This window comes from Ruegeria sp. AO1 (genome assembly GCF_056535985.1).
Genome location: NZ_JBQFJC010000001.1, coordinates 272,207 through 287,829, shown reverse-complemented (window position 1 = coordinate 287,829; position 15,623 = coordinate 272,207). Strand labels below are relative to the sequence as shown.

Here is a 15,623-nt window from a genome sequence, read left to right as displayed (position 1 = left end):
GCTAGGCCAAACCCATGACTCGCATCCCCACCAAACAAGAGGTCCTGGATTGGATCTCGGCGAACCCCACCCTGACCTCGAAACGCGATATCGCCAAGGCCTTTGGCATCAAGGGCGCGGATCGGATTGATCTGAAACGCATCCTCAAAGAGCTTGAGGCCGAAGGACATCTGGAAAAGCGCAAGCGCAGCTATCGCGACCCGGACCGTCTGCCTCCGGTCAGCGTGCTGCAGGTGAAGGCTCCCAATGAGGATGGCGACCTGTTCGCGCGGCCATTGGAATGGCATGGGGAAGGGGTTGAGCCGATTGTTCTGCTGATCACTCGCGCCAGCGACCCTGCCTTGGGCGAAGGCGACCGGATTCTGGCCCGTCTGACCGTGGTGCAGGAAGAAGACCACAATTACGAGGCCCGCCTGATCCGCCGTATCGGGACCAATCCGCGCAAAATTGTGGGCCTGTTCCGCAAAGGGGCCGAGGGCGGGCGGATCGTTCCCATCGACAAAGCCAGCCAGACCGAATGGCAAGTGCCCGAAGGTGCGGTGCATGGGGCGAAAGATGGTGAGCTGGTCGAGGCCGAACAGGCCGGACCCAAATCCCGCATGGGCCTGCCCCGCGCCCGTATTGTCGAACGTTTGGGCGACCCGTCCGCGCCAAAGGCTGTGTCGCTGATCGCGATCCATCAACATGGCATCCCCGACGAGTTTCCCGACAAGGTTATCGCCGAAGCGGACAAGGCCAAACCCGTTGGTCTGAAGGGTCGCGAAGACTTGCGGGACATGCCGCTGCTGACCATCGACCCCTCGGATGCGCGCGACCATGATGACGCCTGCTATGCCCATGCCGATGACGATCCCAAGAACCCCGGCGGCCATGTGATCTGGGTCGCCATCGCCGACGTCGCCGCTTATGTGCAGCCCGGCACCGCGTTGGATCGCGAGGCGCGCAAACGCGGCAATTCCAGCTATTTCCCGGATCGCGTCGTGCCGATGCTGCCCGACCGTCTGTCCGGTGATCTGTGTTCGCTGCACGAAGGCGTCCCGCGGGCCTGTATCGCCGTGCGGATGCAAATCGACGCCGAAGGCAACAAGATCGGCCATCGCTTTGTGCGCGGCCTGATGCGCTCGGCCGCGTCGCTGCACTATGCTGAGGTGCAGGAGGCCATCGACGGAAACCCCAACGACCGCACAGGACCGCTGTTGGAGACGGTTCTGAAACCGCTCTACGCCGCCTATGCTGCGCTGAAAACCGCGCGTGCGACGCGCCAACCGCTGGAACTGGACCTACCGGAACGCAAGATCGTTCTGTCCGACACGGGTGAGGTCACCAGCGTCGCCTTCCGTGATCGTTTGGACGCGCATAAACTGATCGAAGAGTTCATGATCCTCGCCAATGTCGCAGCGGCTGAAACGCTGATTGCGAAGCGTCGGCCCCTGCTGTTCCGCGTCCACGAAGAACCCGCGCCTGAAAAGCTGGAAAGCTTACGTGAAACGGCCCAAGCCGCTGGCCTAAACCTTGCCAAAGGGCAGGTATTGCAAACCCGTCACCTGAACGCCCTGCTGAACGCGGCGGCGGGTACCGAGGATGCGGAGCTTATCAATCTGACGACCCTGCGGTCGATGGCGCAGGCCTATTACAACCCAGAAAACTACGGTCATTTTGGGTTGGCGCTGCGGAACTATGCACATTTCACCTCGCCTATTCGGCGCTATGCTGACCTTATTGTCCACCGCGCGCTGATCTCGGGCCATGGCTGGGGTGATGACGGTCTGACCGAGGATGAAATCGCGCGGCTTGACGAAACCGCGACGCATATCTCTGACACCGAGCGGCGCTCGATGATGGCTGAGCGCGACACGACTGACCGCTATCTGGCGGCCTATCTCAGCGAGCGTGTGGGCAATGAGTTCACGGGCCGGATCAGCGGCATCGCGCGGTTCGGGGCCTTCGTGAAAATGGACGAAACCGGCGCGGATGGGCTGGTGCCTGTCCGATCGCTGGGGCGTGAGTTCTTCCATTTCGACCGCGAGGCGGGAACCCTTATGGGCTCGGATACCGGTCTGATCATAGCAATAGGCCAACGTGTCACCGTGCGCCTGACCGTGGCGACGCCGGTTACGGGCGGCTTGGAGTTGGAGCTGCTCTCCATCGACGATCAGGCCCTGCCCCGAGGACGCGGCCCGAAGGGACGCGCAACCAGACGCAAGGCCGTCAGCACCAAGCGCAAGAAGGACAAAATCAAGCGCAAGGTCGAACGGAAACGGCGTCAGCGCTAGCCTTTGCCCGCAGGTTGTGACGACCCCTGTGCAAAGACCAGCAAGTCTCGCATGCGGTCGTTCAGGTGGGGCTCAATCTGTTGCCGCGCCCGTGCGATCCGTGCGCTTTCCTCCAACTTGCGGGACAGGGCGTCGATATCCACGCCGTTTCGACTCAGCCAGTGCTGCAGCGCTTGCTGATCAAGCAGGCCGTGTTGCTGTCGAAACTCTGATACTGCACGCACAAGGTCTTCGCCCGGCACGGGTTGCCCGGAGTGCTGGTCCAGCGCAAGAGCCAGCGCGTCGATCTCTGCGGCAAGGCGCAGCGCGTCGAACCGATCACCGGAGGCGGTCTTGCATCGCGCAAGGACCTCAGGATCATTCAGCGGGTTATGAGACAGCACGCCTGTCAGAAGGGTTTCGAACGCATCCGTATGCCGGAACTCGAACGCTGGCGCGACTGGAAGCGTATCGTTAAGCCAGTCGCTCTCGACACGCTGCAAACAGGCCTGTGCATCGCGGTTTTTCTGATCAATTCGGCCCTCGGGAAGCCATGCCTCAAGGCGGTCTGCGGCGGCTGGGTCCAAAGCTGCACAGTCTTCCAGGAGGCTGTCAAAGCTGCGATCGGGATAGAATCTGCGACGGGCGGCTGCGACAAGGGCATCCGCCAACTGCCGCTCAACAACCTGCGCGGCGACAGCGGCATCCAGTGTCCAGCGGATGTTCACCAGTGGCTCTGAGAGATTGGCAAAACCAACCTCATCGGGCGCATGGATCAGAGCGACCTCATCATCAGCCTCAAGCCGGAATTGGGCGAACGCGTCAAAGATCTCTCCGACCCCGATCATGCCAAAACAGCCAAGCTCACAGGCGCGCAGAGCCCCGATCGAGGCGGCACCATAGACGGAGATGCCTTCGGACAGCGCCCAAAGGATTTCCTTGTGGTAGACGGCGGGCAAGGCCTCGAAATAGCCATCCAGCAGGATGATGGCACGTGGGCGGGCGAGCGCCGCCTTCAGCAGATCACCCTGCGCCGCAGGTCCAAGACGTCGGATCGGCAACCGGTCTTCCACGTCACACCGGCGCGGCAAGGAAGGACCGGCAAAGAGGATGATATCACCTTGGCTCATGACACATGTCGCGCGCGCGCTCCGGGGCGGTATCCGGGTGCGTAGGATGTACCTTCAAGCCCCGGCGCAATGACCCGCATGACTATTGCGGGCAGGTCGGGCACCGAAAGATCAACGGCGACCGGCACCTCAAGCCCGGCCCGTTCAAGCGCGGCAAGCATGCAGTCAAGGCTGTCACCAGGGGAGCGGACCTGATGCAACGGCACCTGATCGAACCCGTGCGGCGTGTCCGCCTCAACGATCTCGGCGCGCTGCGATCGGAGCGTTTCCGCATTGCGCCGCGCTTCATAGTAGTCGCGCGTCCGATCATCCCGCGCGCCTGAGATGAGGGTCAGCCGACTTTGCGCCGCTTCGGTCAGGGCACGAGACAAGGCTATGCCCCGCGCAGGGTGGCATCCTGCCCCCGAGGCCGCTTGCAAGCCACGTCTCGTGTCATCCTGACGGTCGATGATCGTTGCAAAGAAAGCGGGAATTCCAAGGTCCGAGGTCACATCCCAGACTGCGCAAGCCACCCCTGCGGCGTCGAACCTGTCAAGAAGCGCTTTGCAAGTCGGGTCTGTGACGGAGCGCAGATCGACCCGGCAAGACGCCGTGATGCTGGGGTTGCGCTTCCATAAGGTCACAGCATCGCGCTCAAGCGTTTCGGCCAGCGCCTGACAGGTGGCCTCATCAACGCTGCTGCCCGAGGCGAGGCCGGTCGACGACATCAGAAAACACCCCAATCCGGGCTGGAGGGGCAGCGTGTAATCCATATGGACGAGCTCGTAAGGAACCCAGACCGAATGATCATCTGAGAGCGCCTTGCCCTCGGTCCAAAGCACAGATTTGCCGCGCGAAATAGGGTGATCTGAAATCTGGGGCAGACGCTCAAGATCAATCACTTTTTCCGCCTTCGCCAAGTCATCGGCACTCGCCAGACGCAGGGGCAAAACCGGAGTTTCTGCACAGCTGAGCTCGACCGCCTCCATCAAAGCCGAAACCTTTGCATCCGCGACGGTCGCGCCTTTGCCTTGCGTCACGGCCAGAGACCGCGAATTCGGACGATGCGCGGCGTAGACGGGTATGCCGATGCAATCCAGGCCAGTCAGATCAGCCAGCCGGGTGACGCCAAGGCGTTTCATATGGGGCAAGACGCGGTCCAGAACCTGTACGGACGGAACCGCGTGGGCAGGTGCTCGGTGCTGGTCGTCCTCCTCCTGCCTCATCTCTGTCAGCGGGGCTGATCCTAGCTGCGTGTGAATTTGTGCCTCTGTTTCAGCCCGTCGATATTGACCAGATAGCAGGTGCCTTCCGGTTCGAACTTGTCAGGCGGCAGGAAGTCTTTGGGCGGTATGGTGGCAAGGTTCACACCACATTCCAGAAGCTCTCGCACCAAGGCCCAGCCCTTGTCGTTCTGGTACTTCTCAGGATCAACCTGATAGGCTTTGTTGTCCCAGACCTCACGCGGGATATGCAACACTGTGCCATCATCGCTTGCAATAATCAGGTCGTGTCTAAAGTTCTCAATATCGCTTTCGGACATTATGTCTCCTCCAATCAATAAAGGCGTCTTCACTACAGCAAATCGAAACCGTTGCCGCAAGCTTTCCCTCGCGCTGGGTCAATCTTCCGCAAATGAGCCGTGTTAGAGGAACCCAGAATAGCGTGCAGCGTCGATCAACGCGGCAATGCGTCTTTTGATCAGGGGCACGTCATCCGAGCCTGTCAGGGTGGCGATATCTGCCACGACATTGCGAAGCGTCTCGGGCAGGTTCTGCTGACTGCTGTCCAGAAGGCACACGCATAGCTTTGGCACCTCGGAGAGGTCTTTCTGCGTCTGGCTGGATGCGATCAAAGGCAATAGCGCGGACCATTCAAACGGATAAGCGATCGAGGTCTTCTCGAACTGAACAATCGCGTCGCGGGCCAGCTTGCACGCGGTACTGTCTGCGCTGCGCTGCCAAGCCTCCCACGACAGGTTGGCGGTCGCCAATGCAATATACTCATGCATCTTGAGTTCCCGCGCCAACGCAATGCTGTCATGAGACAGACGCGTGGCCTCGGATGGGTTGTGCATGCGCCGGTAGACGAGGGACAGATAAGTCATGCAGCGCAACTCGATCTTGCGGTGACCGGATTGGCGCGCGGCCTCCAATCCTGCGCTCATCGCCTCTTGTGCCTGTGGCAGGCGGATGCTGTGCAGATTGACGAATCCAAGGATAAACCGAGCCGAGGCTATAATGGCCAGATTGCCGGTTTCCTCAGCCGCAGACACATAGTTCGATGCGGTTTCAATCGTGTCCTCGGTGGGATCATAGCGCGACATTCTTAGGTCACGCAGCACCAGTTGATCGAAATACTCGGCGCGTTGTTCAGCGGTCATGCTGCCCACATCCTGCGCCAGCCCGGCCGCCAGTTGAGACATCGCCTCGCCATCTCCGCTCCAGTAGTGAACGTTGAGCGTATTAAGTTGGATGTCGATCCACTCCCGCAGTAACTCGGCGTCGTCCCGCCACGCGGTTTGATCCAGCGCGGCCTCGGCGGCGGCAAGTTCGGCCAGTGATCCCGCGCGATCCTGTTGCAAGGCATTGCCGGTCAGACGGTGTAACCTAGCAGTTTTCCGCGGGTTGTCTTGAACCAACCCTACGGCCTCACGATAAGCCGCAACCGCGCCGTCAAGGTCGTGAACCAAGGTCAAGACGGTGCCAAGCTGTTCCAGCAGATCGGCACGTTCCGGCAGTGTGCCGGGGTGTAACCCGTCCGAAAGGGTGACCTGTTCCAGATGGTTCAACGCGGATTTGAAATAGGCAGTGGCCTCTGTATTCGCGTAGCGCGAACTTGCCTGCTCCGCCGCTTGCTGGAAGCACCGTGTTGCTTCCGCATGGTTGCCGGACAACCCCCAATGGCTGCCCAGAGCATGGGCGGGCGTGATTTTGCGAAACCGCGCACCAAGTACAGCCGCAATACGCGCATGCACCATTGCACGCACGGATCGCAGCATGGTCTCATACGCTGCATCGCGCATCAGGGCGTGACGGAATGAGTATCTGCGAGCCGCAGCCGGGGCGGGAACAATAATCTGCGCCGATACCAACGTGTTTAAATGAGCCGACAGCGCATGATCGGATTCATCAATCACGGCAGACAGAACGTCGAAGGAAAAATCCCGACCAATGGCCGCAGCCGTCTGCAGTATCCGGCGGGATTCGGGGTGACGATCAAGGCGGGCGACCAACAACTCGTTCAGCGTGGTCGGTACCGCCGTCTCATCAATCGAGGTGCCGCCCCCATCGGTTCGGTCAAAGACCCCGGTTTCAATGAACGACTTGGAAAGCTCCTCTGCAAAAAGCGGCACCCCGTCGGACCGATCCGCGATCAATTCCAGCACCGGCATCGGCACCGGTTTCAGATCGTAGACATGCGCCGCAATCTCACCGATTTCCTCGTTGGACAGCCGGGTCAGTTCGATGCGCGTATTGACCTCCCACGCGGTTTGAAACGCGGGCCTGCCGGTCAGCAGCACCATGACCTGCTCATCTTTGAACGTCTCAAGCAGCCGTCCCAAAAGCTCTTTTGTGGTCGGGTCGATCCAGTGAAGGTCCTCGAAGACAACCAGCACTTTCTTGTCGCGCACATACCATTCGAACAGAGCGATCAGCGCCTGAAACGTCATCTCTTTCCGGCCCAGCGCATCAAGCGGCAGCGTGGTGTCGCGCCCGTGTTCTCGAAACTGCATCAAGGCATCCGCCAATGAGGCTGTCTTGCCCGGGTCCAGTGTTGTAGCCGAAAAAATCTGTTCCAGCCGCTGGGCTGTGTCCCCGGCCGAAAGCTGCCCCCCGCCCAAAACCATAGACCAGATTTGGTTCAGTACCGGATACAAGGCGTCATTGGTATGAAAGGGCGAGCATTGAAAGCGCAAAACGTCGCCCTCGGCCTCAAGAACATGCGATACGAACTCTTCCACCAGTCGGGACTTGCCGATCCCCGGCTCACCAGAAATGAGCATCGAGCGCGGAACGCCCTGCGCGACCCGCTCCCACGCGCTATCCAACTGGCCCAGTTCAACCTTGCGGTTGATGATCGGCAGCTTTTCTTTTGACCGACGTTTGAAATCGGGGGTGGGGCCGTCCGTTGCACCTTCGACGCGCCAGATACGCACTTCGCCGCGAAAGCCTTTCAATTTGTGATTTCCCAGATCGGTCAGATCGAATTTGCCTTCGACGATCTTCTTGGTTTCATCCGAGATCGCCAAGGTGCCCGGTTTTGCCATCAACTGAATTCGAGCGGCCAGATTCGGCGCGCGTCCGACAGCCTGATCCTCTTCGATGTATGAGTTCCGGATCAGATCCCCGACAACGACATTGCCCGTTGCGATGCCAATACGGCAATTCAGCTTAACCCCATGCGGGCGGCCCAGAAAATGCATCGAGTCGGCGATGCTCAGCCCCGATCGGATCGCCCGTTCGGCGTCATGATCATAGGCCTGCGGCCAGCCGAAATAGGCCAGAACGCCATCGCCCAGATACTGCGCGACAAAGCCGCCATATTCCTCGACAATCTCGGTCACGGCGCTTTTGTAGCTGGTCAATAGGGTCGAAAGCTCTTCGGCATCCAATTGTTCGGACAGTTGGGTCGAGCCGACAAGATCCGTAAACACCACTGACAGCTGCCGCCGCTGTTGCGGCGCGACCGAGTGGCTACGATCCGCCTTTTCCGCAAAAGGGCCGTTTGCCAGGTCCGATGCCTGCCCGCTGCGCAGCAAGGCAATCGCATTCAGCAATTGACGGCGATGGCCAACCGACGCGATCCCCATATCCCTGAGGTCTTCTGCAGTAATCGTCGGCAGCAGGCTGCCATCCACATCATGGTCATGAAACGCCGAGATGTAGCGCTCCATTCCAAGCGCGCGCAGCCAATCGTCGAGATCAATTGCCATCGTGTTTTTTCACCATTCACCCTACCAACGGGCACTTACGGCACGGCTGAAACACACCAACCGCCCGCCTGAAGCGCTGCAATCTGAAAGCGAGCGCAAAAAACAATTATCATCATGATACCGATTCCACTATCCTCGGAATCGCAACATTATCAAGGGGAAGAACGTCGTCGTGCCCAACTCAAGAAATTTGCTTATCGTCGGAACCGGCAATGTCGCCAACGCGCTTGCGCGCCGGTTTTCTGCAACGGACCATGTGGTTCATATCGGCTCGCGGGATGCCGGACGGGGGGCCGAGGCTGCGGACCGGCATGGTGTTAAAGGTGGCCTTGCAGCGGATCTGGTGCAACACGCCGAGGTTGTGTTCATCGCCGTGCCGTTCACGGCGCTGGACGATACATTAGAGGCTCTGGGTTCGCTGGAAGGTAAGGTGGTGGTCGACTGCACCAACCCTCTGACCGATGACTACATGGCTCTGACCCTGGGGCATTCCACGTCCGCCGGCGAGGTCTGCCAGGCGAAGCTGCCGGGCGTTCCGGTCGTAAAGGCCTTCAACGCGATCTTCGCGGATGTCGTTGACTCGGATCCGACCTATGGCGGCATCCGCCCTCAGGTCTTCCTTGCCGGGGATAACGCGGGGGCAAAAGAAACAGTGGCTGAGCTGGTTCGTGCCATCAACTATGACCCGGTCGATAGCGGAGCCATGCTGAGCGCACGGTATCTGGAACCTCTGGCCGAGTTGATCATTCAGATGGCTTATGTCCAAGGCGAAGGCACGCGGATCACGCCTGTCATCCTGCGCTCAGACGCATAATACCGCTTGAATACCCGGAGAAGCAGGCAGGCTCGGACGCCCTGCCTGCTTCAAAGGCCTATTGCAAATAGCAGCCGCCGCCGCGTGTCTGAGCTGGAGCTTCGGATCGCCACTCCTTAGCCTCCGACGTGGTCGCCTGTTGGATTGTGTCACCCGCCATACGGTTCTTCCCAGCTTCGTGAAGCTCTTTCGATCAGTAGAAATGCATGCTTTTGGAAATACCGTGGCGGAAGCACAGGGCGACAATGCTCTTCATTCCACCGAGTCCAGTCAAAACACTCGTGATCTTCTCATCAACAGAGTACTGCTTGGTTGTGTTTGACACCTTTGACCAGCTTGTCAGCCGCATCTCTCGGTAAGAGATTTTTAGGACATATCAGAACAGTCCATCGCGCAATATTGGGCCAAAACGGCAAGCTGTCCTGACCCAGGAATATACGGTGGAGCCTTCTGGACAGTCGTCAGCCATGCGGTCAATCTGGCCTGTAGCGGCTGCAGCAAGCTTGCCGGCGACCACAACACAAAATGCGGAAGTAGTGCGATGCGGCGTCATTTCCCGATATTGGTCATCGAAAGCTGCCAAATTGACTTAACTCGAAACTGGTCGCTCGCTGCATTTGAGTCGGATGTCTTAGTTGCGGAACATGCAGTCGCTGACGGGCATTCGGATCATCGGCACAACCGGTTGATGACAATTCTCTACTGTCATTGAGGTCCGGCTGACTTTCGGCCAGCGCAAACAACTTTATTTTCTTAACCTCCGAGAAGTCTTGCAGAATCGCGCAAAGCACTCCGGCAAGCGCCTGAGGACCTCTTTGCAGTAATTGGCAATTCGCGACTGCGGGTCGAAATGAGTTTGTCGGCTTGTTTTGCGCTAAACGTATGAGCTATCCGCTTCTGCACGGCGATGACCACGTTAGCCTTTGAAACGGCTACATATTTTCTTCACAGGGAAACGCGCTCCAAAGGCTTTTTGAGATTGCTGAACCAGCACTCTCCTCCCATGTCTCGGGGTGATCCGAGATATAGTTCACCACGATTTCACGCATTTGGTGGTTCGGAAGTCTGGGAAAAACACACCTGCCAGAGCGAAGAGGATCAGTAAACTCTTCTGTATTCTCAATTGGCTCGCTTCCCAAACCTTTTGTGGTTCGGACAGTATGCCAAGTCGTGTCTCTTCCTTCGCGATATCCGGCCATATACCCCATACAATAGCCCAGTTGCAGCGCATCCCCGTCTGTGCAGATATCAACAAGCGTACGGCCATCCATTTCGGCAGCGGCTTGCGAAACAATGCTCGATAAAAGCACTGCTGCGGCTGAGTTTAGAATTCTGGCTGTCATTTCACGCCTCCTTACTTTCAAGCATTTGCCAGAAGTAGCGGCATTTCTCGGAGACCTCATTTTCGATCCCGAGTTGTAGATGTTTAACATAATCTCAGCATTTCCGCCTTGACGCAGATCATATTCGTTGAACTTTGACGTCCTTTAACGTCTGCGCTTGGGAAATGTGCCGCATTGCTTCGGTCTATTCAGCGTAGCAATGCAGCAGTGAATTTGGCCGCGTCAACATCAGGCAACTTGTTCTGCAACCAGGACGTTAGCGCCTAAAATTCGCTGCACTCTTAATCAATGGCTGTTTTTTTTGCCTAAAACGCGGCTGGTGGGGTGGCGGAAATTTTCTGCGTCGGCGAAATGCTGGACAACAGCACTTCCAGTATGGGCTCGCTGCCAAAATTCACTACGGTCCTCCGCCATGTATATCTTCAGCTCGTCGCCAATTTCATCGAAATGAAATGTCAGGCGGGGCGACTTAGGTGAAAAAGCCCTGAGTTCCAATTCCTGCAAACATTCAAGCAGATCGAATGCGTTTGAAACGCGTTTATCTACGAGGGTAGAAAACCGACCCACGTGCCCAAAGAAAATGACTTAAACAAGGTCATTCGACCGCACTAATAGCGTGATTGGCCCTGAAAGCTGGTTCAACGCATCAAGCGTCGCCTTCTACCAAAGGTTTGGGTGCTGCTCTGACCAGCCGGGGTTTTGCGAAGACATTGCAATGCTCATTGAGGACGTCACAAGAATTCGATCTGGATTCGCGCAAACAAGCTTGACCGCCGATGTCCCGCTATCAATCCCGAGATACATTCAAACCCGGCGCCTGCAGAAATACACGGAACTTGACTGGCTATTGATCTTTTTAGCGCGCGCAAAGAATATGTAAAAGTAAGATAAGATCAAAGCGGCTGTGATCCGCAGGCAGACTGGCATGACCAAAATCAAGAATATGGAAGAGTTCGCGGCGCTCAGCGGAATCTCGCGGCCCACTGTGTCCAAATACTTCCACGATCCCGATAGCGTTCGCCCAACGACAAGAGCGCGTATCGAAGAGGCGCTGGAGCGGTTTGACTATCGCCCGAACATCTATGCGGTGAACCAGAACCGTAAACTGACCAAGAATATCGGCATTGTCGTGCCCTATCTGGCCGATCCGTTCTTTGCTGAAATCGCCCGGTATCTGGAACAAAGCTGTATCGCAGCCGGGTATCGTCCGTTCCTTTTCAGCGCTCACGGTGAACAAAAGCTGGAAAACGAAATCCTGGACGGTTTGCAATCCCTTAAACCTGCGGGCGTGTTGTTGGCGCCTTTGGGGCGTATCTCTGACAAGTCAGCGATCGAGAAATTCTGCGCCAGTGTGCCGACGGTTCTGTTCGACAGTAACCTCGACGGTTTGGGCGCAGCGTTTATCGGGTCTGACAATTTCAGCTTTGTGTCTCAGACCGTGGAATACATGACCCGCACGGGCGAGCCGCCCTCGTTCTTCGAAATGCGGACCCCTGCAAACCCCAATGCCAACAAGCGGCGCAACGCCTATGTCGAGGTGATGGAGCGTTTGGGTTTTGAACCACACGTGATCAAAATCGAAGGCACGGGCTGGGCCTTTGAAGAGATTGGCCGACAGGGTGCGCTTAGGGTGTTGGATGAACGCAAGTTACGCACGGATTCGGTTTTGTGCAGCAATGACAGATTGGCGATCGGCTTTCTGGCGGCGTGTTTTGAGCAGGGGATTCGTGTCGGGCGGAAAGAGGATTGTGCACTGCGTGTGGCCTCGAACGACGATCATCCCTTTGCAAAGTTCACATGCCCCTCACTGACAACCGCAGCACATGATTATGACAATGTGGCGGCCCGAAGTGTCGAAACGCTCTTCGAACTCATTGAAAACGGTGGGAAATTTGAGAAGCGGACAGAAACCCTCTTCCCGGCCCGATTGGTTCTCAGGGAATCCGCATAGCGCCAAAAATTAACGCGCGTAAAGTTTTTATTGACGGCGCGACAATTCTTGAACTAGTCTTTCTGCACAGCATCCAAGCTCAGGGAGGACAGGGATGTACTTGAAACACGCACTTCGTGCGGCGACAGCTTTGACGTTCGTCGCGACGGCCGCGGCCCACGCACAATCCATCACGATCGCCACAGTAAACAACGGCGACATGATCCGGATGCAGGGCTACACCGATAAATTCACCGAAGCGACCGGCATTGACGTCGAGTGGGTGACGCTGGAAGAAAACGTACTGCGCCAGCGCGTGACCACTGACATCACCACCAAAGGTGGTCAGTTTGACATCATGACCATCGGTATGTACGAGACCCCGATTTGGGGCGCAAATGGCTGGCTGGTGCCGCTGGACGGTCTGTCCGAAGAGTACGACGTCGGTGACATTTTGCCCGCCATGTCGGGCGGTCTAAGCCATGACGGAACGCTGTATGCGGCGCCGTTCTACGGCGAAAGCTCGATGATCATGTACCGTACTGACCTGATGGAAAAAGCGGGTATGGAAATGCCTGAGGCGCCAAGCTGGCAGTTCATCAAAGAGGCAGCGGCGGCGATGACCGACAGAGACGCCGACATCAACGGAATCTGCCTGCGCGGCAAAGCCGGTTGGGGTGAAGGCGGCGCGTTCATCACGGCGATGTCCAACTCCTTCGGCGCGCGCTGGTTCGACGAAGATTGGAAGCCCCAGTTCGATCAGCCCGAATGGTCTGACACGCTGAACTTCTACGTTGAAATGATGACGGAATCCGGTCCGGCAGGCTATGCTACCAACGGGTTTAATGAGAACCTGTCATTGTTCCAGCAAGGCAAGTGCGGCATGTGGATCGACGCCACTGTTGCGGCGTCATTCGTGACCAACCCGGACGACTCGACCGTCGCGGACAGCGTTGGTTTTGCGCTGGCACCCGACACCGGATTGGGCAAACGCTCCAATTGGCTTTGGGCTTGGGCACTGGCCATTCCGGCCGGTACACAGCAAGAAGACGCAGCCAAGCAGTTCATCGAATGGGCAACTTCTAAAGACTATATTGAGCTAGTTGCTGAAAACGAAGGTTGGGCAAACGTACCGCCGGGCGCGCGCTCCTCTTTGTATGAGAACCCGGAATACCAGAAGGTTCCGTTTGCCAAGATGACGCTGGACTCGATCCTGTCCGCTGATCCAAACAACCCAACGGTCAAACCTGTCCCATATGTTGGCATCCAGTTCGCTGCGATCCCAGAGTTCGCGGGTATTGCGACACAGGTCAGCCAGGAATTCTCGGCAGTCTATGCCGGACAGCAAACGGTGGATGAAGCGCTGGCCAAAGCACAGGCCTTCACCGCCGAAGAAATGGAAGCCGCAGGGTACTGAGGCATCCTCCCACGCGGGCGGGCAGAAAGCTGCCCCCCGCTCACCCCTTCCACAACCCACATTTTTCTCGCAGGCTAAGCTACGCCTGAACAGAGAGGGTTTGCGTAATGGCTACTCAACATTCCCGATCCGTCGCGCGACTGATGATGGCACCCGCAGTGGTCCTGCTACTTGGCTGGATGCTCGTGCCCCTGACGATGACGCTGTATTTTTCTTTCAAGAAATATCTTCCCCTGCGTGGCGGTGATCTGGGCTGGGTCGGCTTCGACAACTACGTCCGGTTCGTATCGTCCAGCTCCTTCTGGCCCGCGGTTCAGGCAACGCTTGTGATCGTCGGTGGGGTTCTGGTCATCACCGTTATCCTGGGCATCCTTCTGGCGATGCTTCTGGACCAACCGATGTGGGGCCAAGGGGTTGTCCGCATCCTCGTGATCGCGCCCTTCTTCGTCATGCCCACCGTGTCTGCGCTGGTCTGGAAGAACATGTTTATGGATCCGGTAAACGGCCTGTTGGCCCATCTGTGGCGCTTTTTCGGGGCCGAGCCGATCTCGTGGCTGTCCGAGGCGTCTATGACCTCGATCATCATGATCGTCTCATGGCAGTGGCTGCCCTTTGCGACGCTCATCCTGCTGACAGCAATCCAGTCGCTGGATAGTGAGCAGTTGGAAGCCGCCGAGATGGACGGCGCGCCAGTCCTAAAGCGCTTCTACCACATCATCCTGCCGCATCTGAGCCGCGCGATCACCATCGTGATCCTGATCCAGACAATCTTTCTTTTGTCGATCTTCGCCGAGATTTTCGTGACCACCGGCGGCGCATTCGGCACCCGTACACTCACCTACCTGATCTTCCAGCGTGTGCTGGAGAGCCAGAATGTTGGCCTCGGATCAGCCGGAGGTGTCTACGCAATCATCCTAGCCAACATTGTTGCGATCTTCCTGATGCGCATCGTCGGCAAGAACCTGGACGCGTGAGGAGGTAGGACCATGGCCCGCGCTGTCACAACCCGCCGCAAATCGCTGAATACCGCCCTCGCCTGGGCCGTTGGTTTGCTGATCTTTTTCCCGATCCTCTGGACCATCCTGACCAGCTTCAAGACCGAGGCGCAGGCGATCGCCAGCCCGCCGCTGTTCCTGAACTTCAACTGGACGTTGGAAAACTACGCCATCGTGCAGGAACGCTCGGACTACATGCGGTTCCTGTGGAATTCGGTCATCATAGCCGGGGGCTCGACCATTCTGGGCGTCATCATCGCCGTCCCCGCTGCATGGGCGATGGCATTCGTTCCGTCCAAGCGCACCAAGGACATTCTGCTTTGGATGCTGTCCACCAAGATGCTGCCTGCGGTCGGCGTTCTCTACCCGATCTACCTGCTGTTCATTAGGTTGGGTCTGCTGGATACGCGCGGAGGACTGGTCGTCGTGCTGATGCTCATCAACCTGCCGATCATTGTCTGGATGCTCTACACCTATTTCCGCGAAATTCCCGGTGAGATCCTGGAAGCCGCACGGATGGACGGGGCAACGTTGAAAGAGGAAATCCTCTACGTCCTCACCCCCATGGCCATCCCCGGTATCGCCTCGACCGTTTTGTTGAACTTCATCTTGGCGTGGAACGAGGCGTTCTGGACCCTCAACCTAACCGCTGTCGACGCTGCTCCGCTAACGGCGTTCATCGCCAGCTATTCCAGCCCAGAAGGTCTGTTCTTTGCCAAGCTCAGCGCGGCCTCGACCATGGCGATTGCGCCAATCCTAATCCTTGGCTGGTTCAGCCAGAAACAACTTGTCCGCGGCCTGACCTTCGGCGCTGTGAAATAAGGAAC

Annotated in this window: 11 protein-coding genes; 6 read left to right on the top strand and 5 right to left on the bottom strand. The window is 57.7% G+C overall.

Annotated features, from left to right (window positions below; all coding sequences use genetic code 11):
- The first annotated feature begins 14 nt into the window (after positions 1 to 14).
- A complete protein-coding gene (gene rnr / locus ACR3FB_RS01455; RefSeq protein WP_480563558.1) occupies positions 15 to 2,273 on the top strand; it encodes a ribonuclease R in 2,259 nt (752 codons plus the stop codon).
- On the opposite strand, the gene ACR3FB_RS01450 is transcribed toward rnr, so the two are convergent.
- The 4 genes from ACR3FB_RS01450 to ACR3FB_RS01435 form a co-directional block, all read right to left on the bottom strand.
- Complete coding sequence (locus ACR3FB_RS01450; RefSeq protein ID WP_480563555.1) at positions 2,270 to 3,382, bottom strand: TfuA-like protein; 1,113 nt, start codon at positions 3,380 to 3,382, stop codon at positions 2,270 to 2,272. The two genes, rnr and ACR3FB_RS01450, sit on opposite strands and share 4 nt — an antisense overlap.
- Positions 3,379 to 4,587: a YcaO-like family protein gene (locus ACR3FB_RS01445; RefSeq protein ID WP_480563553.1), complete on the bottom strand. Its 1,209-nt coding sequence runs from the start codon at positions 4,585 to 4,587 to the stop codon at positions 3,379 to 3,381. Before ACR3FB_RS01445 ends, ACR3FB_RS01450 begins: the two co-directional genes overlap by 4 nt.
- Before the next feature lie 20 nt (positions 4,588 to 4,607).
- Positions 4,608 to 4,904, bottom strand: coding sequence for a hypothetical protein (locus ACR3FB_RS01440; RefSeq protein WP_419739375.1), 297 nt, complete (start codon positions 4,902 to 4,904; stop codon positions 4,608 to 4,610).
- A gap of 102 nt (positions 4,905 to 5,006) precedes the next feature.
- Entirely contained in the window at positions 5,007 to 8,297 is a 3,291-nt protein-coding gene (locus ACR3FB_RS01435; protein ID WP_480563551.1) for an AAA family ATPase, read from the bottom strand.
- Between the two features lie 172 nt (positions 8,298 to 8,469).
- On the opposite strand from ACR3FB_RS01435, the gene ACR3FB_RS01430 reads away from it, so the two are divergent.
- Entirely contained in the window at positions 8,470 to 9,111 is a 642-nt protein-coding gene (locus tag ACR3FB_RS01430; protein WP_425083650.1) for an NADPH-dependent F420 reductase, read from the top strand.
- 932 nt (positions 9,112 to 10,043) lie between these two features.
- On the opposite strand, the gene ACR3FB_RS01425 is transcribed toward ACR3FB_RS01430, so the two are convergent.
- Complete coding sequence (locus ACR3FB_RS01425; protein WP_425083651.1) at positions 10,044 to 10,454, bottom strand: Rap1a/Tai family immunity protein; 411 nt, start codon at positions 10,452 to 10,454, stop codon at positions 10,044 to 10,046.
- A 925-nt stretch (positions 10,455 to 11,379) separates the two neighbouring features.
- Here ACR3FB_RS01425 and ACR3FB_RS01420 point away from each other — a divergent pair.
- From ACR3FB_RS01420 to ACR3FB_RS01405, 4 genes are all read left to right on the top strand, one after another.
- Positions 11,380 to 12,405 carry a LacI family DNA-binding transcriptional regulator gene (locus ACR3FB_RS01420; protein ID WP_480563549.1) on the top strand — a complete coding sequence of 342 codons (1,026 nt, stop codon included), beginning with the start codon at positions 11,380 to 11,382 and terminating at the stop codon, positions 12,403 to 12,405.
- 94 nt (positions 12,406 to 12,499) lie between these two features.
- Positions 12,500 to 13,801 carry an ABC transporter substrate-binding protein gene (locus tag ACR3FB_RS01415; RefSeq protein ID WP_425083654.1) on the top strand — a complete coding sequence of 434 codons (1,302 nt, stop codon included), beginning with the start codon at positions 12,500 to 12,502 and terminating at the stop codon, positions 13,799 to 13,801.
- A 107-nt stretch (positions 13,802 to 13,908) separates the two neighbouring features.
- On the top strand, positions 13,909 to 14,775 hold the full coding sequence (locus ACR3FB_RS01410) for a carbohydrate ABC transporter permease (RefSeq protein ID WP_170375757.1): 867 nt from the start codon (positions 13,909 to 13,911) through the stop codon (positions 14,773 to 14,775).
- 12 nt (positions 14,776 to 14,787) lie between these two features.
- The gene (locus ACR3FB_RS01405; RefSeq protein WP_068333782.1) at positions 14,788 to 15,618 is read left to right on the top strand and encodes a carbohydrate ABC transporter permease; all 831 of its coding nucleotides are present in this window, start codon (positions 14,788 to 14,790) and stop codon (positions 15,616 to 15,618) included.
- Positions 15,619 to 15,623: the final 5 nt, after the last annotated feature.

Bases quoted from the DNA above. Each gene is read 5' to 3' on its own strand.
- rnr (WP_480563558.1), top strand. From the start codon at position 15: ATGACTCGCATCCCCACCAAACAAGAGGTCCTGGATTGGATCTCGGCG.
- ACR3FB_RS01450 (WP_480563555.1), bottom strand. From the start codon at position 3,382: ATGAGCCAAGGTGATATCATCCTCTTTGCCGGTCCTTCCTTGCCGCGC.
- ACR3FB_RS01445 (WP_480563553.1), bottom strand. From the start codon at position 4,587: ATGAGGCAGGAGGAGGACGACCAGCACCGAGCACCTGCCCACGCGGTT.
- ACR3FB_RS01440 (WP_419739375.1), bottom strand. From the start codon at position 4,904: ATGTCCGAAAGCGATATTGAGAACTTTAGACACGACCTGATTATTGCA.
- ACR3FB_RS01435 (WP_480563551.1), bottom strand. From the start codon at position 8,297: ATGGCAATTGATCTCGACGATTGGCTGCGCGCGCTTGGAATGGAGCGC.
- ACR3FB_RS01425 (WP_425083651.1), bottom strand. From the start codon at position 10,454: ATGACAGCCAGAATTCTAAACTCAGCCGCAGCAGTGCTTTTATCGAGC.
- ACR3FB_RS01420 (WP_480563549.1), top strand. From the start codon at position 11,380: ATGACCAAAATCAAGAATATGGAAGAGTTCGCGGCGCTCAGCGGAATC.
- ACR3FB_RS01415 (WP_425083654.1), top strand. From the start codon at position 12,500: ATGTACTTGAAACACGCACTTCGTGCGGCGACAGCTTTGACGTTCGTC.
- ACR3FB_RS01410 (WP_170375757.1), top strand. From the start codon at position 13,909: ATGGCTACTCAACATTCCCGATCCGTCGCGCGACTGATGATGGCACCC.
- ACR3FB_RS01405 (WP_068333782.1), top strand. From the start codon at position 14,788: ATGGCCCGCGCTGTCACAACCCGCCGCAAATCGCTGAATACCGCCCTC.